This window comes from Streptomyces racemochromogenes (assembly GCF_044129415.1).
Classification (GTDB): Bacteria; Actinomycetota; Actinomycetes; order Streptomycetales; family Streptomycetaceae; genus Streptomyces; species Streptomyces racemochromogenes_A.
The window spans coordinates 15,821-33,635 of sequence record NZ_JBBDHD010000076.1 but is presented as its reverse complement, the minus strand read 5'-3'; the positions used below and the strand labels follow the sequence as shown (position 1 = coordinate 33,635).

The following is a 17,815-nucleotide window of genomic DNA, read 5'->3' as shown; positions in this document are numbered from 1 at the left end:
TCGGCCCCCGGGATCGTTGGGTGCAGCACGTACTGGTGCTGTCGGGCGATTTCCGGGGAGGGTCCATGGTCGGGCGGCGCCGGGCGGGGCGGGCCGCGCGGGCGGCGCGGGCGGCGGGGCGGCGACGACCACGGTCCCGCCCCGGCCACGGCCCGCCACCTGTCCGGTCTCGGCGAGCCGCTGGTAGGCCTCCGTCACCACGCCGCGGGAGACGCGCAGTTCGGCGGCGAGGACCCGGCTGGCGGGCAGGCGGCTGCCGACGGGCAGGGTGCCGTCGGCGATGGCGGCGCGCAGCCGGCCGGCGAGCCAGGCGGTGCGGCCGCCGGCGGGGGCCTGGCCGATGTCGAGCTGGAGGAAGTCGGAGCCGGCGGCGGCGGCCGGGCGGGCCGGAGGTGTTGTGGACCTGTCTTCGGGGCCTTCTTTGGACCTGCTCACCGGGCCATTGTGCCTCCAGGCTGTTCGGTATGAGCATCCCCGCCTCCCCTGTTCCCCGCCGCGGCCCGCTGCGCGACCTGGTTCCCGGTGCCGTCGGCATGGCGCTGGTCGGCAGCAGTGTCACCGTCTCCCGGTCGCTCGCCGACGTCCCGTTGTTCGGCGCGCAGGCCGTGCGCTACACCGCCGCCGCGCTGATCCTCCTCGGCCTCGCCCGGGCCGCCCGGGTGCCGCTGCTGCGGCCCCGGGGGCGGGAGTGGCTGTGGCTGGCCGGGATCGCGGCGACCGGTCTGGTCCTGTTCAACGTGGCCGTCGTACGCGGTGTCGCGCATGCCGAGCCGGCCGTGATCGCGGTCGCGGTGGCCTCGGTGCCGGTCCTGCTGGGGGTGGTCGGCCCGCTGCTGGAGCGGCGTCGGCCCAGCCGGCGGGTGCTGCTGGCGGCGCCGGTGGTGGTCGCGGGGGCCGTACTGGTCGAGGGGACCGGGCGCACGGACGCCGCCGGGGTGGGCTGGGCGGCGCTGGCGCTGGCCTGCGAGGCGGCGTTCACCCTGCTCGCGGTGCCGGTGCTGGGCCGGCACGGGGCGTGGGGCGTGTCGGTGCACGCGGTGTGGATGGGGGCGGTGATGCTGGCGGGGCTGGCGGTGTGTACGGAGCCGCCGGGCGCGGTGGCGGAGCTGGGTACGGCCCGGTGGGCGGCGGTGGGCTACCTCGCGGTGCTGGTCACGGCGGTGGCGTTCCTGCTCTGGTACCGCACGGTGGCGGCCGTGGGCTCCGGCCGGGCGGGCCTGCTGACGGGGATCGCGCCGCTCGCGGCGGCGGGCGCGGGGACCCTGTCGGGCGGTGGCGCGCCGGGCCCGGCGGTCTGGCTCGGCCTGACGGTGGTGATCGCCGGGCTGGCGGCCGGGCTGCGCACCGACGCGCCCCCGCCGACCCCTTCCGACGGCCCGGCGCCGACCGGAGGCACGGCGCGCACCCCGACGCCCCCGCGCCCGGCCGGAGACGGCGACGGCGGGCCGCCCCGGACCCGGGAACGCCCCGACCCGGCGCGGACGCCCTGACCCGCCGGCAACGCACCACCCCGTGCCGCCCCACCGGCCGCGGCGGGGCCGTGAGGGGGCCGGCACCGTGGATCACAGTCCGCGGGTGCCGACGCCGCCGTGCCCGTCCCCGAGCCGGCGGCCCGCGTACGGCACCTGAATCTCCGGCGTCGTCCACCGCCGGCTCGGCCTGGTCCGTCTGGGCGTGGGCGTGCAGCGGGGCGCCCTGCCCGTCGTGGGGCTCGGGTCCTCGGCCACCACGTGCCGTCGTCGACACCCGGAGCCGCGGCTGGTCCGGCATGGCGGGCGCCCGCGCGCCGGAGGGCGGCGGCTGGGACGCGTGCTTCGTCGACTTCACGGGCTCCGGCGTCGGCGCGTACACCGACCTGGGGTACACCGCCCCGGGACCGGCCGGTGGTGCCGCTGGTCGGGACCACCGGGGCGGAGCACGCGGTCGGAGGTCGAGGCGGCGGCCCGGCTCCACGGCGTGCCGGTGGCGCTGCGCCACGCCCGGGCGGAGGTGTCCCGGCGCGGGGACGCGGTGATGGACGCGCCGGCCCGTGACGCGCTGCTGCCGGTCCCGGTGGCCGAACACGCGGCCCGGCCGGGCATCCCCCTGCCGGAGCGGCCCGGCGCGGCGCGGTGCGGCGCAGCACCGGCGAGGGCGTCAAGGCCGCCCGCTGGGCATGGCCCCGGTGCGGTTGCGTGCCCGGCGGGCGGTACGGGTCTCAGGCGACGGGGCGCCGGGCGTGGCAGAAGAGGTGCTCCTCAGGGGCGGCGAGCCCGCCGGCGGGGTGGTACAGGACGGTCTCGTGGCGCAGGACCTCCAGCCCGGCGGCCTCGATCCGGCGCACGTACTCCTCGGCGGTGAGGCTGCTGACGGTGACCCGGTGGCCCATGAACTCGATGTCGAGGGCGTCGAAGTCCCCGGGGACCGTGGCCACGACGAGGTAGCCGCCGGGCGCCGTCCAGGAGGCCATGCGCTCCAGTGAGGCGGCGACCTCCGCCTGGTCCATCATCAGCAGCGGGAAGAAGGCGCAGACCGCGTCGAAGCCGCCGCCCCCGGGCGGCGTGTAGGTGCGGACGTCGGCCTGTTCGAATCGGGCACCTGGTACCCGGGTGCGGGCGAGGGCGACCATCTCGGCCGAGACGTCGATACCGGTGACGGCGCAGCCCGCGCGGGCCAGCGTCTCGGCGGTGGGGCGGCCCGTGCCGCTGCCGACGTCGAGCACGCGGGCACCGCGCGGCAGCCGCCCGGTCAGCCACTCCAGGGCCTCCCGCTGGGCGGGGATCGCCCCGAACGCCTCCTCGTAGCGCCCCGCGAGCGCGTCGAACACCTCTGCGGCGGTCTTGCGACCGGTCATCGTGCGGCCTGCCCTTCGTCGTCGCCCCGGGTGGTCCCGGGCCTCCCGCGCAGCATGCCCGCCGCGCGGGCCGCCGCACGCGCGAACGCCGGAACCGGGCCGGCTAACCGGTCACCGCCTCCCGGACCGCCGTCAGGAACTCGGGCGTCCCCGGGTGTGTGGGGTGGTGCGGGTAGGACACGTAGACGGTGGCGGGCGGGGCGTCGGAGACGCGCACGAAGCGGACGCCCGGGTGGCCGTGGCTCTCGGCGGTGCCCGCCGCGGCGAGGCCGAAGGCGCCGCCGGTGGCGATCAGGTTGAGCCATTCGTCGACGTTGCCGACCTCCACCGTCCGCGCGGGGCGGGCCTGCGGCGGCCACAGGTCCGGCGAGGCGGTGCCGGCCTCGGGCCACACCGCCAGGGGCAGCTGCTGGGGGCCGGCGGTGAGTTCGGCCAGCAGGACCCGGTCCCGGCCGGCGAGCGGGTGGTCGTCGGGGAGGGCGGCGACCCGGTCCTCCGTGTAGAGGGCCTCGCTGCGGATCCGGGGGTCGTCGGGGAGGGTGCGCAGGACGGCGACGTCGGCGTCACCGGTGGCGAGGCCGGCGGTGCCGTTGTCCCGCCGGACCACGTCGAGCGGGGTGCCGGGGTGGGTACGGCGCCAGGCGCGCAGCAGCGGCACGGTCTGCTGCCCGAGCACCGCGCAGGTGTAGCCGAGCCGCAGCGGGCGGGACACCGCCCGGGTGTCGGCGAGGGCGGCGTCCAGGTGGGAGAGGATCGCCCGGCCGTGGCCGAGCAGGGTGGCGCCGGCCTCGGTGAGGGCCAGGTGCCGGGACGAGCGGTCCACCAGCCGGACGCCGACCCGGGTCTCCAGCTGGGCCAGGGTCCGGGAGAGGGCGGGCTGGGTCATGTGCAGGCGGGCCGCGGCGGCGGTGATGGTGCCCGCCGCGGCCACCGCGTCCAGCGCCCTGAGGTGGCGCAGTTCCACATCGTCCATGCCTGTGGAGCATAGTCGCTGCCCAGACGGCATTTCCGGTCGGCCGTCGCGGTCCCTACCGTCGGTGGTGCCCGGGAGGACGTTCCCCCGGGATCGGCTCCCCTGGAGGTCGGGATGAGGATTTTGCTGGTCGGCGCGGGCGGCACGCTGGGCACCGCGGTGCACAAGGCGCTCGCGGCGCGCGGTCACGAGGTGGTCGGGGTGGGCCGCTCGGGCGGCGACCTGGTGGCGGACGTCACGGACCCGCAGCAGGTGGCCCGCCTGTACGCCGAGGCGGGCCCGCTGGACGCGGTGGCGGTCGCGGCCGGTGACGCGGTGTTCCGCCCGCTGTCCGAGCTGACCGCGGACGACGTCGCGGCGACGCTGCGGGGCAAGGCACTGAGCCAGGTCGAGCTGGTCCGCCAGGGCGCCCGGCACCTGGCGCCGACCGGCTCGTTCACGCTGATCAGCGGCATCCTGGCGGAGCAGCCGATCCGGGCGGGCGCGGCGGCTTCGGCCGCGAACGGCGCGGTGGAGGCCTTCGTGCGCGCGGCGGCGATCGAGCTGCCTCCGCAGCGGATCAACGCCGTGAGCCCGACGGTGCTGGAGGAGTCCCTGCCCGCCTACGGTCCCTTCTTCGCCGGGATGGAGGCCGCTCCGGCGGCCCGTGCGGCGGCGGCCTACGTGCGGTCGGTCGAGGGGGCGCAGACGGGTCAGGTCTACCGGGTCCACTGAGGTGGTCCCCGGGCCGCGGCGTCGGGGCCGGCAGCCGACGTCGACCTCGGCGACCGAGGTCCAGGGTTCGTCCTTCACCTCCCGCGTGGTCCGCAGCCTGACGTGGCGCGCGGTCCGAGGGGTGAAGGCGGCGTCCCGGGTGTCGGTGCCGTCCGGCCGGGTCCCGCAGGCGGCGGCCGGCCCCCAGGGGGTCCCGTCGGCGGAGGTGAACACCCGGTGGTCGGCGACGCGCCCGTCGCTCCGGGTCCGGCGGGGCAGGACGCGCAGGGCCGAGACGGCGGAGGATGCGCCGAGGTCGAGGGTGATCTCCTGCGGCATCGGCGCGGTGGCCGCGTACCACTGGGTGTGCCGGATGGTGGCGGGACGAACAGCTCACCACGACCCCGGGCCCGAGGTCGTCCAGGCCGCCGCCTCCTGGACCGGCCGGTCAGCCCCCGGCGGGCACCAGGACCACGGCCGTGCCGTACGCGCACACCTCGGTCCCGACGTCGGCCGCTTCCGTGACGTCGAAGCGCATCATCAGCACCGCGTTGGCGCCGCGCGCCCTGGCCTGTTCGATGAGCCGGCCCATGGCCTGGTTGCGGGTCTCCACGAGGGTCTTGGTGAGACCCTTCAACTCGCCGCCGATCATCGACTTGAGGCCGGCGCCGATCTGGCTGCCGAGGTGCCGGGAGCGCACGGTGAGGCCGAACACCTCCCCGATGACCTGCTCGACCCGGTAGCCGGGCACGTCGTTGGTCGTGACGACCAGCACACCGGTCTCCTGCGCGCCGGGGCCGCCCCCGTAGTCTTCGATACCCATGGGCCCCACTCTGGCTGCGGGCCCGTCCGCCCGCATCCGCTGGGCCGCGCACCCCGGGAACGGATTGGGCATATCGGGCTAAACGGCGGCGCGCCGCCGGGAGGCCCCGAGGGCCGCCTCGTCATAGTCGTCCCTGGCGGCCGCCGGGCCGCCGCGCCCCACCGCGCAGCGCGGCGGGGCGGGACCTTCCCAGAGGAGCCGCTCATGCTCAAGCCCACCAGGACCATCCTCGCCCTGGCCGCCGGAAGCCTGGCGCTCGGCCTGGTCGGCGGCGGCGCCGCCTTCGCGGACCAGGGCTCGGCGGCCCACGGCGGGGCCCGGTACCAGGCCGCCGGGGACAAGAGGGACGGCGACGACCCCTCCTACGACGAGGACGGCCACCACAAGCACCACTACTCGCTGGGCAAGGTGGTCTCGCGCGGGCCGCTGAGCGTCCGCAGCAGGCCGACCACCCACTCGCACCTGCAGTACAAGGTGTACCCGGGCGAGACGCTCGCGCTGAAGTGCAAGACGCGCGGCGAGGACGTCGCCGGGAACGACCTGTGGTACCTCATCGACCCCGGCGACGACGACCGCGACGACTGGGCCGACGGCGGCGACGGCGAGGGCCGCAAGAAGGTCCGCGAGGCCAGGGGCCGCGACGGGTACGACCACGACTGGGTCTCGGCCCGCTACGTCAAGGACCTCAAGCCCGTCCGCTGGTGCCGCGACTGACCCCGCCGCCCGCGCCCGCCCGCGCCGCCGGGCACGCCGCCTCCGTACCGGCGTGCCCGGCGGCGTGCCGCGGGCCGGTCAGAAGTCGCCGTAGTTGACCTGCCAGGTGGGCAGGCCCATCCGGCGCCAGACGGCGACCACCCGGTCCCGGTCGTCGAGCGAGACGCGGACCGCGTAGCGCTCGCGCACGTGCGCGTCGAACAGCTCGGCCTTGACCACGTCGTCGCGGCGCGTGTCCCCCGCCGCGCGCATCCACAGTTCGTCGTAGGGCACCTCGTGCGCCCGCAGCCAGGACTCGGTCTGCGGCCGGTGCTCCTCACCGCGGCCCGACAGCAGCACGATCCGGTCCCCGCCGTGCCGGAAGGCCTCCAGGGCGTGCCGCACCGGCTCGTTGAGCAGGTCGAGCTCGCAGCGCGAGAAGTCGTACGGGCCGCGGTCCCCCGTGAGGGCCAGCGTCCCGTCTATGTCGCACATCACGGCGGCCGGCAGCGCCGGGTCCGCGACGTACGGCCGGACCGGCGGCTGGTCGTTCAGCCACTCGGCGGTCAGCCGCCAGCCGCCCTTGCGGGCCTTGAGGTGTTTGTCGGCCAGGATCCGGATGACCTCCTCGCCGACCGGGCGCTCCCGTGCGGCGTCGCGGCGCAGGCACTCCTCGACGGGCACGTCGGTGAAGTCGTGCACGACGAAGGTGGCGCGGCCGGCCACCGCCGCCTTGAGCCGCTTGGGGATGTGCGAGGTCAGGTGGGTGTTGTCGACGACCACGTGGAAGCCGTCCGCGACGGCCGCGGCGACCGCGGCGTCCTGGACGGCGAGCACGGTCTGCTCGTGCCGGTACGAGCGGCCCCGCTCAGGGTCCGGCAGGTCGAGCATGGCCCGCAGGTCGTCGAGGTTGACCCGGCGCATGCGGCCCGCGGCCTCGGCCTGGAGGGCGCGTGCGGCGGTCGTCTTGCCCGAGGCCGGCAACCCCGTCATGACGTGGACCACGGGGAGTTCGGGCTCTTCGGACACGGTGTCAGTTCTCCTCGTCGGTGGTGAAGGGATCGGCCGTCTCGGGCCGTACGGCCCGCCAGGTGACGAGCTCGGTGGTGCGGCCGTCGAGCCGCATGAACAGGGCGGCGCGCAGGTCGCCGTCGGCGAGCTCCCGTACGGCGCGGGCGAAGGCGCCCCGGTCGTCGGCCAGGTACTCGAACCGCTTGTAGGCCTCGTCGATGGCCCGCTCCCGCCGCTCGCACTCCTCCTCCAGGCGCGCGATCACCTCGCGCACCCAGCTGTCGAACTCGTCGGGCACCTGCTCCAGCAGTGCGTCCAGGGGCCGGCCCCCACGGGAGCGGATGCCGCCGAGCTCGGCGAGGGACAGCCCCAGGCCCTGGGCCAGCCGTTTGGCGGAGGTCCCGGCGAACCTCTGGATGCCGTGGCTGCGCCAGACGTCCCGCTCGGTGACGCCGGTGAGCAGCTTGTGCAGGCGTACGTACTCGGCGAGCTTGGCCTTGGCCCGGACGCCGGAGGCGAAGCGCAGGACGAACCCCTCGGCGTCCATGCCGGTCACGGAGCCGCCGCCGGGCAGGGTGTTGGATTCGGCGAGCGCGAGCAGCTCGGGCAGCGGCAGGGCGGGCCACGCCTTCACGACGGAGCCGATGCCCTTCCAGTGGACGGCGGCCTCGGCGAGCGGCACCTCGGCGCCGGCCCGGTCGAAGGCGGCGAGCAGGACGAGGTCCCGGCGGTCGCCGTAGTCGACGACGATCCGGTTCTGCGGGTAGAGGATCTCCGCGAGGTAGGTGGTGCCGGGGACCAGGGCCCCGGTGTCGCACGCGTCGAGGCGCCGCTGCGCCCAGGTGGCCTGGGTGCTGATGAAGGAGCCCTTGGAGGCGACGTGCCACCGGTCCGCGTAGTGGAAGACGACGGCGAGGCTGCCGTCGACCTTGTCGTAGACCTCGAACGGCTCGTCGGGCAGGGCCGGGGCGTACGGCTGGCCCGACTCGTGCTCGCCGACGTTGAAGAACTTCGGCAGCGGCAGCGCGACGACGGCTCCCGTGGCGTCGTCGGCGACGAGGCCGCGGCAGCGCACGGTGACCTGGTTCCAGACCCGCTCGTACTGCGCGGAGCGCGTGTACGTGTAGATGGACAGCGGCAGTTCGGGGTGCCGCTTGCGGGTCACGTATCCGGCGTCGACGGCCTCCGCCAGCGCCTGCGCGGGCATCAGGTCATGAAGAGTCAGGCGGTCCTGGCTCATGGGTTCCTCCCGGTTCGAGATGCCTCATTCTCACGTGCGGGAGGTGCGGTCCGGTACTCGATTTCGACTGGTCACCGGCTTGTGGCGGGGCTGTGACACGACCGGTGCCGTCATCGGGGACCCGGGCGGGAGCGGCGGCGCGACAGCAGGAGGGCCGCGAAGGTGAGGGCCCAGGCGGCGACCGCGACCCACAGCAGGACCTCACCCGGCGGGCGCAGCCATGCCACGCCGGTGGTCGTGGCGGCGGTGAGGCAGGCGGTGGCGGTCATGCCGAGGGGGAAGACGGTGGACCAGCGGCGGACGTCGTAGCGGGGGCGGGGGCTGCGGACCTCGCCGGCGAGCAGGACGGCGTACCAGACGAGGGAGAGGGCGAGCGCGGCCAGGGTGGCGGCGCGCAGGGCGGTGCGGGGCGCAGCGCCGGCACCCGCGGGTGAGACGGTGAGCTTGGCGGCGGCGAGGGCGGTGATGGCCAGGGCCCCGCCCGCCACCCAGTGGTCGCCCCGTCCGCGGAGCACCTCGCGGAAGTCGAACCGCCGCAGGGCGAGGAGGTAGAGCAGGACGCCCAGGCAGAACCAGCCGAGCGCCGCCCGGGCGAGCCAGTCGGGGCCGTGGACGGCGGCCAGGGCGGCGGCCAGGACGGCGAGGCCCTGCGTGGCGACGCAGACGAGGAAGACCACGCCGGGCATGCGCCGTCGCCAGTGCCGTACGACGGACAGCAGCAGACCGGGCCACAGGAGGACGGCCAGGACGAGCAGGGCGGCGGCGGCGTTCGGCCGGCCGAGCTGGGCGACACGGGTGCCGAGCACGGTGGTGGCTGCGACGGCGGTGAGGGCGGCCGGGGTGTCGGCCTCGGAGCGGAAGCGGCCGCGGTCGCCGGCGAGGCGGACGGCGAAGTCGGCGGCCAGGAGGAGCCACAGCAGGCCGGAGACCGCCAGGGCGGCGAGGGAGAGCAGGTGGCGGCCGGTCAGTTCCAGTCCGACGGACAGGATTCCGGCGGCCATGACGGCGCCGCCCGCGGCGGGCGGGAGTGCGGCCCACCAGTCCCGCAGGAGGCTCCGGCTGCGCATGGCCTCACATTACGCCGCGGGTGCGGAACTGGATGCTGATGCGGGGGCCGACGGCGCGCGCCGTCTTGGGGACGGCGTGCTCCATGGTGCGCTGGCAGGAGCCGCCCATCACCACGAGGTCGCCGTGGCCGAGCGGGAGGCGCAGCAGGGTGGGGCCGCCGTCGCGGGGGCGCAGGACGAGGTCGCGGGGGTCGCCGACGGAGAGGATGGCGACGAGGGTGTCCTCGGTGGCGGAGCGGCCGGTGCGGTCGCCGTGCCAGGCGACGCTGTCACGGCCGTCGCGGTAGAGGCAGAGCCCGGCGGTGACGAAGGGTTCGCCGAGTTCGGGGGCGTAGTGGCGGCCGAGGGTGTCGCGGGCCTCGGTGAGCACGGGGTGCGGGAGGGGTTCACCGGCGCCGTAGTGGGCCAGCAGCCGGGGCACCTCCACCTCGCGTTCGTACATCTGCCGCCGCTCGGCGCGCCAGGGGACCTCGGCAGCGAGTCGTTCGAACAGCGCGTCGGCGCCGGTCAGCCAGGCGGGGAGCCGGTCGACCCAGGCCCCGGCGCCGAGCCGCGTGCGCTCCAGCCCCGCGAGCGGGCCGAGGCGGATCTCGTCGGTCTGGTCGAAGAGGGAGGCTTGGAGTGCGTGCATGGTTCCAGCCTACTCCTCGACTCGAACGTCTGCTCGATTCATTCGCCCGCGAAACCCTCCCCGGGGGATCTGGCGGGACGGGCCCCGGGGCGCGATCATGGGCGGGCGCCGGGCCGCGTGCCGGGCGCGCGCAGCCGCCGCTCCGGCTCCCCCGTCCAGGAGGTACGTGTGTCCGTCGCGTCGAGTCGTGCGTCCGGGAGCGCCGAGGTGCCGCTCCTGGAGGAGACGATCGGGGACAACCTCGACCGCACCGTGCGGAGCTTCCCCGGCCGCGACGCCCTCGTGGACGTGGCCGCGGGCCGCCGGTGGACCTACCGGGAGCTGGCCGCCGACGTGGACGCGGTCGCGCTCGGGCTGCTGGACCTCGGGATCGAGCGGGGGGACCGGGTCGGGATCTGGTCTCCCAACCGCGCCGAGTGGACACTCGTGCAGTACGCCACGGCCAAGATCGGCGCCATCCTGGTCACGGTGAACCCGGCCTACCGCTCGCACGAGCTGGAGTACGTGCTGAACCAGTCCGGGATCCGCCTGCTGGTGGCGGCGGAGCGCTTCAAGACCTCGGACTACGCGGGGATGGTCGAGGAGGTCCGGCCGCGCTGCCCCGGCCTGGAGTTCACCGTCCTGTTCGACGGGCCGCAGTGGGACCGGCTGCTGGAGCGCGGGCGGCAGGGCGATCCGGCGGTGCTGGCGCGGGCGCAGGCCGCCCTGCACCCGGACGACCCGATCAACATCCAGTACACGTCGGGGACCACGGGCTTCCCCAAGGGCGCCACCCTCTCCCACCGCAACATCCTCAACAACGGGTTCTTCGTCGGCGAGCTGTGCGGCTACACCGAGGCGGACCGGGTGTGCGTGCCGGTGCCCTTCTACCACTGCTTCGGCATGGTCATGGGGGCGCTGGCCTGCACGAGCCACGGCGCGGCGATGGTGGTCCCGGCGCCGGCCTTCGACCCGGCGGCCACGCTGGCGGCGGTGGAGGCGGAGGCCTGCACCTCCCTGTACGGGGTGCCCACCATGTTCATCGCCGAGCTGGCCTCGCCCGGCTTCGACGGGTACGACCTGTCGAGCCTGCGGACGGGGATCATGGCGGGCTCGCCGTGCCCGGTGGAGGTGATGAACGAGGTCATCGAGCGGATGGGGATGACCGAGGTGTCCATCTGCTACGGCATGACGGAGACCTCGCCGGTGTCCACCCAGACCCGCGCGGACGACTCGGTCGAGCGCCGGGTCTCCACCGTCGGCCGGGTGGGCCCGCACCTGGAGGTCAAGGTCGTGGACCCGCGCAGCGGCCGGACCGTCCCGCGCGGCACCCCGGGCGAACTGTGCACCCGCGGCTACTCCGTGATGATCGGCTACTGGGGGGAGCCCGACAAGACCGCCGAGGCGGTGGACCGGGAGGGCTGGATGCACACCGGCGACCTCGCGGTGATGGACGCGGACGGGTACCTGAGCATCACCGGCCGGATCAAGGACATGGTGATCCGGGGCGGCGAGAACCTCTACCCGCGCGAGATCGAGGAGTTCCTCCACGGCCACCCCGACGTCCTGGACGTGCAGGTCATCGGCGTTCCCGACGCCACGTACGGGGAAGAGCTGATGGCCTGGGTGCGGATGCGCGAGGGGGCCGAGCCGCTGACCGCCGAGTCGGTGCGCGCGTACTGCGAAGGCCGGCTCGCCCATTTCAAGATCCCGCGGTACGTGCACGTGGTGGACGAGTTCCCGATGACCGTCACGGGCAAGATCCGCAAGGTGGAGATGCGCGCCGAGGCGGTCCGCCTGCTGGAGGGGTCCTGACCCCGGAAGGGGCCTGACCCCTTCAGCCGCGGCCGGCGCGGTACTCCTCCCAGGTCCACAGGAGCTGGCGGCGGGCCATGACCCCGACCGCGTGGCGGCGGTAGCGGGCGGTGCCGCGGAGGTCGTCGATGGGGTTGCAGGAGGCGGCCGCGAGGTCGCCGAACCGCTTCACCACCGAGGGGCCGAGGTCCCTGCGGGAGTCCCAGAGGCCCTCGTCCGCCAGCACCGCCTCCAGGAACTCCTCGGCGGCGCGGGCCCGGACGGGCGTCGGGGCGGCCGAGCCGATGCCGGTGCGGACCGAGCGGGTGCGCGGGTGCAGGGCGAGGGCGAAGGCGCACACGGCGATGACCATGGCGTTGCGGGTACCCACCTTGGAGAACTGCTGGGGCCCGTCGGCGACGGGGATGCGGACGGCCTTGATCAGCTCGTCGGGGGCGAGGGCGTTGCGCTTGACCCCGGTGTAGAAGGAGTCCACCGGAATCAGCCGGGAGCCGCGGACGGAGTCCGCCTCCACCTCGGCGCCCGCGGCGAGCAGCGCGGGGTGGGCGTCCCCCGCGGGTGAGGCGCAGCCCAGGTTGCCGCCGACGCTCCCGCGGTTGCGGATCTGCGGGGAGGCGACGGTGCGCGAGGCCAGCGCGAGGCCGGGCAGGGGGCCGCGGAGCTCCTCGATGATCCGCGCATAGGGGACGCCGGCGCCCAGGCGGACCGCGTCCCCCTCGGTCTCCCACGTCTGGAGGAGGGCGATCCGGTTCAGGTCCATCAGGTACTCGGGCCTGCGGTGGTCGAAGTTGATCTCGACCATCACGTCGGTGCCGCCGGCGATGGGCACGGCCGACGGGTGTTCCGCCTTGGCGGCGAGCGCCTCCCGCCAGTCCGCGGGGCGCAGGAATTCCATGTCCGCCTCTCATTCCTCGTACGGCTCCCCGTCCTCGGCGTCCGCCCGGCGGATCCGGGCGAGGACGAGGACGGTGTCGTCGGTGGCCCCGTCGGGCAGCAGGGCCGCCAGGATACGGTCGGCCTCCCGCTCCAGGGGCCCGGCGGCCCGGGCCAGTTCGGCGCGCAGGGCGTCGAGGCCCTCGTCGATGTCCTGGCCGCGCGCCTCGACCAGGCCGTCGGTGTACAGGGCCAGGACGGCTCCGTCGGGGAGTCGGACGCGGGTGGAGCGAAAGGGGACGCCGCCGATGCCGAGGGGGACGCCGAGGACGTCGCCGACGGTCTCGACGGTGCCGTCGGGGTGGCGCACCAGCGGCGGGGGGTGGCCCGCGTTGGCGATGCGGGCGTGCCCGGTGCGCGGGTCGTAGACGGCGTACAGGCAGGTGGCCAGTTCGATGCCGGCGTCCCGGGCGGCGGCGTCGAGTTCGGTGAGCAGGCCCTCGGGGTCGGGGCTGTGGCGGGCCAGCGCGCGGGCGGTGATGCGCAGCCGGCCCATGGAGGCGGCGGCCAGGACCCCGTGGCCCATGACGTCGCCGACGACCAGGGCGACCTGGCCGTCGGGCAGCGCGATGACGTCGTACCAGTCGCCGCCGACCTCGATGGCGCGGCTGCCGGGCAGGTAGCGGTGGGCGACGCTGACGTGCGCGGTGGCGTCCGGGGCGGGGGGCAGCAGGGCGCGCTGGAGGGTGAGGGAGATGTCCTGGACCCGGCTGTAGAGGCGGGCGTTGTCCAGGCAGAGCGCGGCGCGGGAGGCGAGTTCGCCCGCCAGGCCGAGGTCCTCCCCGGTGAAGGCGGGTCGGGCGGCGGACCGGCCGAAGATCGTGAAGCCCTGGACGTGGCCGCGGGCGATGAGCGGGGCGATGACGATGCTGCCGAGACCGCTGTCGAGGAGCCTGCGGGCGCGCTCGGGGTCTCCGACGGTCCGGGCCGCGAACTCCTCGTCGACGGTGGCGCGGAGCGGGCGGCCGGTGCTCAGCATCCGGTGGATGCTGGAGCCGGGCGGGTACGTCACCCGGTCCCGGGCGGACAGCAGCGCGGGAGCGGGGGGCGGGAGCACGGTGCCGGCGGCGATCCGGCGGGTGATCAGCGGCAGGTCCGGGTCGAAGGCCTCCGACGGGTACATCCACTCGACCATCTCCACGACGGAACCGTCGCAGAACTCCGGCATCGCGGCGTCGACGAGCTCGCGGGCGGTGGTGTCCACGTCCAGGGTGGTGCCGATGCGGGCACTGGCCCGGTCCAGCAGGGCCAGGCGCCGCCGGGCGGCGGTGGCTTCCAGCCGGGCCCGTTCGCGGTCGGTGACGTCGATGAGCACGCCGCCGACGCCGGGCCGGCTGCCGGCCGCGCCGCTGAGGGGGAAGAGGCTGACGGAGCGCACCTGGTCGACATCGGGGCGGCCGGGCGTGCGCATCCCGACGAGGGCGCCCACCAGGGGCCCTCCCCCGTCGGCGACGGCGCGCAGCATCCGGCGGAACTCCCCGCCGTCCGCGGTGATCATGATGTCGGCGGGGTCGCGGCCGAGGTGGTCGCGGACGGGGATGCCGTCCATGTCGGCCAGGGCCTGGTTGAGGTGGACGTAGCGGAGGTCCTCGTCGAGCATGAGCAGGCCGATGGGGCAGGTCTCGAAGAGGGCGTCGAGGAAGGCGAGGTTCGTCTTCACCCGCTCCAGCTCGTCGCCCCGGCTGGCCAGGGCCATGACCACCTCGCCCTCGCCGGCCCCGGTGACGGGGAAGACGCGGAACCCGCAGTCGAAGACGGTGCCGTCGCGGTGCAGGACGGGCAGCCGGCCCCGCCAGTAGCCGAGCGTCAGCGCCCGTTCCACCAGCCGCTCGGCCGGGCCCGGGCCCCGCGGGGACGCGGGGAAGAGGGCGGCGGCGGGCCGGGACAGGGCGGTGGCGGCCGGGTGGCCGAAGAGGTCCTGCGCTCCCGGGCCCCAGTAGCGGACCCCGCCGGCGGTGTCGAACCCGAGGACGGCGACCGGGACGTGCTCCAGCAGCGAGCCCGGCTCGGACCGGATCGGGCCGGGCGCCCGCGTCTCCCCCGGCTGGTCCGACGGCACGAGTGGCCTCCTCTGCCCGGCGCGTCCGCCCGCGTGACGGAAGCCGGGGCCCCTTCATTCTGCGCGCCCCCGCCCCGACCGGCCCCCGGGACGCGCGGCTCCCGGCCCGGTACGGCCGGGAGCCGGGGGCGCGGGGGGTCAGTTCTTCGTGAGGGGGGTGTTCGCGGTGGGGGTGCCGTCGGTGCCGGAAAGGGTGACCGCGTGGCGGACGCCGTCCGGGCCGAGGACCACGGCCTGCCAGGCGCTGCCGCCGCCCTCCTGGGGGACCGCGCGCAGGGCCTCCACCTTGCCGCCGGGGACGGCGGCGGCCGCCTTCTGCGCCGCCTGGTCGATCGGCAGGGCGGGCAGCGGGGCGCGGGCCGCGGGGGCCTTCTTCGCGAACCCGCCGCGCGCGCCGGCGGCTCCGTCCCGGACCTTCGGGTCCTTCGGGTGCGGGCGCTCGCCCTTGGGGCCGTGGCCGCCGCCGCGGTGCCCGCCGCCGTGTCCGTCCTCGCGGTCGGGCGCGGACCAGGCCATGCGGCCGTCCTTGCCCATCGCCTCGTGGTGGCCGTGGTGGTGGCCGGCGACCGCCACGGCCGCCGCCCCTCCGCCGACGATCACCGCGGCCGCCGCTCCGGCCACCGCCCAGCGCGCACCGGCGCCCCGGGGCACGACGCGGCCCAGGCGGCCCTTGCCCTTGGCCGCCGGGGCGGCGACGGCGGGGTCACCGGCGGCGCCGGCCTGCGCCTCGGGGGTGTGCTCGGGCTGCGGGAAAGACTCTGACATGGCGGGACTCCTCGGAAACCACCGGGCACCGCACCCGGCTCGTCGCAGAGCCTGCCGAGGCGATGCTGAAGCCCACCTGAAGCCTGCTGAAGACCTCTTCAGCAAAGCCCGGGCCGGGCCTGAGACCCTGGTCGGCATGCGCGTACTGGTGGTGGAGGACGAACGGCGGCTGGCCGCCGCCCTGCAGCGGGGCCTGCAGTCGGAGGGGTTCACGGTGGACGTGGCCCACGACGGCCCGCAGGGGCTGTGGATGGCCTGCGAGCACGACTACGACCTGATCGTGCTCGACATCATGCTGCCCGGCCTCAACGGCTACCGGGTCTGCTCCCGGCTGCGCGCCGCCGGCAACGAGTCCGGGATCCTGATGCTCACCGCCAAGGACGGGGAGTACGACGAGGCCGAGGCTCTGGACACCGGCGCCGACGACTTCCTCTCCAAGCCCTTCTCCTACCTCGTCCTGGTCGCCCGGCTGCGCGCGCTGGGCCGGCGCACGGGCCGCCGCGGCCCGCAGACGCTCCGCCTCGGCGACCTCCTGCTGGACCCCGCCCGCCACCTGTGCTCGCGCGGGGACACGGAGATACGGCTGACCGCGCGGGAGTTCGCGGTACTGGAATACCTGGCGCGGCGGCCCGGCGAGGTGGTGCCCAAGCGGGAGATCCTGGAACAGGTGTGGGACAGCGCCTTCGACGGGGACCCGAACGTGGTCGAGGTGCACGTCAGCGCGGTGCGCCGGAAGATCGACGCACCGTTCGGCCGGTCCGCCCTGGAGACGGTGCGCGGCGTCGGCTACCGGCTGGCGGCCGACGGTGGCTGAGGTCCCCGCGGCCCTGCGCCGCCCGGCCCCGCTGCCGCACCGGTACCGGGCGCTCGCGCGCCGGGTCCGCTCCCTGCTGCGCCGCCTGTGGCCCACCACCGTCCGGGCCCGGGCCACGGCGGGTGCCGTCCTCGTGGTGGCCGCCGCCCTGGCCCTGGCCTCGGTGGCGCTGCTCGGGCTGCTCCGCTCCGGCATGCTGCGCAACGCCGAGCGCGACGCGGAGGAGCAGGCGGCGGCCATCGCGCAGCTCGCCGCCGGCGGCCGCCTCGACCGGATGCGGGCGCCCCTGCACGGCGCCGACTTCGTACAGGTCGTCAACGCCCGCGGCCGGGTGCTGCGGGCGACCCCGAACCTGGCCGGACTGCCCGCCCTCGGGCCCGTCGGATCCCCGCGCCCCGGCACGGCCTTCCACACCTGGCGGCTCCGGCCGCTCGGCGGCGAGCACCGCCAGCGGGTCGTCCAGGTCACCACCCAGACCCCCGACGGCCTGGTCACCGTCTACGTCGGCACCTCGCTGCGCGACGTCGACGCCGCCGACGACACCACCACCGCCGCGCTCGTCGTCGGCGGGCCCCTCCTCCTCGCGCTCGTGGCCCTGGTCACCTGGCGGGTCACCGGCCGCGCCCTCGGGCCCGTGGAGGCGATCCGCGCGGAGGTCGCGGAGATCAGCGACCGCGATCTGCACCGCCGGGTCCCGGTGCCGCCGACCGGCGACGAGGTGGCCCGCCTGGCGCGGACCATGAACAGGACCCTCGACCGCCTGGAGTCCTCCGGGATCCGCCAGCGCCAGTTCATCGCCGACGCCTCGCACGAACTGCGCAGCCCGCTGACCGTGCTGCGCACCCAGCTGGAGGTGGCCCTCGCGGTCCGCGACCCCGAGCTGTGGCCCGAGCTGATCAGCGGGGCGCTGGAGGACACCGACCGGCTGGAGCGGCTCTGCTCCGACCTGCTCCTCCTCGCCCGCATCGACGCGGCCCAGCCCGCCCACTCCGTCCGGCTGGACCTGGGCGGCCTGGTGCGGGACGCGGTGGACACGCGCCTGGGCGACCGGGTCCCGGTCCGCGTCGACGCCGAGGACGGGGTGGTGGTGGAGGGCAGCGAGCTGTGGCTGACCCGGGTGGTCACCAACCTGCTGGACAACGCCCAGCGGTTCGCCGCCGGAGGGGTGGAGCTCACCCTGCGCGCCTGGGGTCCGCCGGCCGCGCGGACGGCCGTCCTGGAGGTCCACGACGACGGGCCCGGGATCCCGCCCGCCGACCGGGAGCGGGTCTTCGAGCGGTTCACCCGCCTCGACGACGCGCGCAGCCGGGACGACGGCGGCGCCGGGCTCGGGCTGGCCATCGCCCGCGACCTGGCGACCCACCACGGCGGCACCCTCACCGCCGGGGAGTCCCCCGCCGGCGGCGCCCGTCTGGTCCTGCGGCTGCCCGTTGCCACCCCGGCGCCCGTGACGGGCTGAGGAAGGACACGCGCCGCGGGGCGCGCC

17 protein-coding genes and 1 pseudogene are annotated in these 17,815 nt (G+C 75.9%); 6 read left to right on the top strand and 12 right to left on the bottom strand.

What is annotated here, in order from left to right:
* Window positions 1-435: GntR family transcriptional regulator (locus WDV06_RS24820; RefSeq protein WP_395511986.1), on the bottom strand; the 435-nt coding region annotated here is incomplete at its 3' end.
* Window positions 436-464: 29 nt separating this feature from the next.
* On the opposite strand from WDV06_RS24820, the gene WDV06_RS24815 reads away from it, so the two are divergent.
* The gene (locus WDV06_RS24815; RefSeq protein WP_395511985.1) at window positions 465-1,490 is read left to right on the top strand and encodes a DMT family transporter; all 1,026 of its coding nucleotides are present in this window, start codon (window positions 465-467) and stop codon (window positions 1,488-1,490) included.
* A gap of 707 nt (window positions 1,491-2,197) precedes the next feature.
* Here WDV06_RS24815 and WDV06_RS24810 read toward each other — a convergent pair.
* Together WDV06_RS24810 and WDV06_RS24805 are read right to left on the bottom strand one after the other, a co-directional pair.
* The gene (locus WDV06_RS24810; protein ID WP_395511984.1) at window positions 2,198-2,833 is read right to left on the bottom strand and encodes a class I SAM-dependent methyltransferase; all 636 of its coding nucleotides are present in this window, start codon (window positions 2,831-2,833) and stop codon (window positions 2,198-2,200) included.
* Window positions 2,834-2,936: 103 nt separating this feature from the next.
* Window positions 2,937-3,806, bottom strand: a complete 870-nt coding sequence (locus WDV06_RS24805) for a LysR family transcriptional regulator (RefSeq protein ID WP_395511983.1) — start codon at window positions 3,804-3,806, stop codon at window positions 2,937-2,939.
* A 114-nt stretch (window positions 3,807-3,920) separates the two neighbouring features.
* Here WDV06_RS24805 and WDV06_RS24800 point away from each other — a divergent pair, with 114 nt between their 5' ends.
* A complete protein-coding gene (locus WDV06_RS24800) occupies window positions 3,921-4,520 on the top strand; it encodes a short chain dehydrogenase (RefSeq protein WP_395511982.1) in 600 nt (199 codons plus the stop codon).
* A gap of 54 nt (window positions 4,521-4,574) precedes the next feature.
* Here WDV06_RS24800 and WDV06_RS24795 read toward each other — a convergent pair.
* Both WDV06_RS24795 and WDV06_RS24790 read right to left on the bottom strand, forming a co-directional pair.
* A pseudogene (locus WDV06_RS24795) lies at window positions 4,575-4,874 on the bottom strand (discoidin domain-containing protein); the annotation flags it as partial.
* Window positions 4,875-4,947: 73 nt separating this feature from the next.
* Entirely contained in the window at window positions 4,948-5,322 is a 375-nt protein-coding gene (locus tag WDV06_RS24790; RefSeq protein WP_395511981.1) for a YbjQ family protein, read from the bottom strand.
* Between the two features lie 204 nt (window positions 5,323-5,526).
* On the opposite strand from WDV06_RS24790, the gene WDV06_RS24785 reads away from it, so the two are divergent.
* Window positions 5,527-6,036 (top strand): hypothetical protein, encoded by a 510-nt coding sequence (locus tag WDV06_RS24785; protein ID WP_395511980.1) that lies wholly within the window; start codon window positions 5,527-5,529, stop codon window positions 6,034-6,036.
* Window positions 6,037-6,114: 78 nt separating this feature from the next.
* On the opposite strand, the gene WDV06_RS24780 is transcribed toward WDV06_RS24785, so the two are convergent.
* From WDV06_RS24780 to WDV06_RS24765, 4 genes are all read right to left on the bottom strand, one after another.
* Complete coding sequence (locus tag WDV06_RS24780) at window positions 6,115-7,044, bottom strand: phosphatase domain-containing protein (RefSeq protein WP_395511979.1); 930 nt, start codon at window positions 7,042-7,044, stop codon at window positions 6,115-6,117.
* Window positions 7,045-7,048: 4 nt separating this feature from the next.
* On the bottom strand, window positions 7,049-8,266 hold the full coding sequence (locus WDV06_RS24775; protein ID WP_395511978.1) for an RNA ligase: 1,218 nt from the start codon (window positions 8,264-8,266) through the stop codon (window positions 7,049-7,051).
* Between the two features lie 110 nt (window positions 8,267-8,376).
* Window positions 8,377-9,333, bottom strand: coding sequence for an SLAC1 family transporter (locus WDV06_RS24770; RefSeq protein ID WP_395511977.1), 957 nt, complete (start codon window positions 9,331-9,333; stop codon window positions 8,377-8,379).
* Window positions 9,334-9,337: 4 nt separating this feature from the next.
* Complete coding sequence (locus tag WDV06_RS24765) at window positions 9,338-9,964, bottom strand: alpha-ketoglutarate-dependent dioxygenase AlkB (protein WP_395511976.1); 627 nt, start codon at window positions 9,962-9,964, stop codon at window positions 9,338-9,340.
* Window positions 9,965-10,132: 168 nt separating this feature from the next.
* Here WDV06_RS24765 and WDV06_RS24760 point away from each other — a divergent pair, with 168 nt between their 5' ends.
* Entirely contained in the window at window positions 10,133-11,758 is a 1,626-nt protein-coding gene (locus tag WDV06_RS24760) for an AMP-binding protein (protein ID WP_395511975.1), read from the top strand.
* A 22-nt stretch (window positions 11,759-11,780) separates the two neighbouring features.
* Here the strand turns inward: WDV06_RS24760 and WDV06_RS24755 are convergent, their stop codons facing one another.
* From WDV06_RS24755 to WDV06_RS24745, 3 genes are all read right to left on the bottom strand, one after another.
* Entirely contained in the window at window positions 11,781-12,653 is an 873-nt protein-coding gene (locus tag WDV06_RS24755; RefSeq protein ID WP_395511974.1) for an FAD binding domain-containing protein, read from the bottom strand.
* Between the two features lie 9 nt (window positions 12,654-12,662).
* Complete coding sequence (locus tag WDV06_RS24750; protein ID WP_395511973.1) at window positions 12,663-14,750, bottom strand: SpoIIE family protein phosphatase; 2,088 nt, start codon at window positions 14,748-14,750, stop codon at window positions 12,663-12,665.
* A gap of 138 nt (window positions 14,751-14,888) precedes the next feature.
* Window positions 14,889-15,515 (bottom strand): hypothetical protein, encoded by a 627-nt coding sequence (locus WDV06_RS24745; RefSeq protein WP_395511972.1) that lies wholly within the window; start codon window positions 15,513-15,515, stop codon window positions 14,889-14,891.
* A 136-nt stretch (window positions 15,516-15,651) separates the two neighbouring features.
* Here WDV06_RS24745 and WDV06_RS24740 point away from each other — a divergent pair, with 136 nt between their 5' ends.
* Both WDV06_RS24740 and WDV06_RS24735 read left to right on the top strand, forming a co-directional pair.
* The gene (locus WDV06_RS24740; protein ID WP_395511971.1) at window positions 15,652-16,329 is read left to right on the top strand and encodes a response regulator transcription factor; all 678 of its coding nucleotides are present in this window, start codon (window positions 15,652-15,654) and stop codon (window positions 16,327-16,329) included.
* Window positions 16,322-17,788 (top strand): sensor histidine kinase, encoded by a 1,467-nt coding sequence (locus tag WDV06_RS24735; protein ID WP_463668226.1) that lies wholly within the window; start codon window positions 16,322-16,324, stop codon window positions 17,786-17,788. Before WDV06_RS24740 ends, WDV06_RS24735 begins: the two co-directional genes overlap by 8 nt.
* Window positions 17,789-17,815 lie beyond the last annotated feature (27 nt).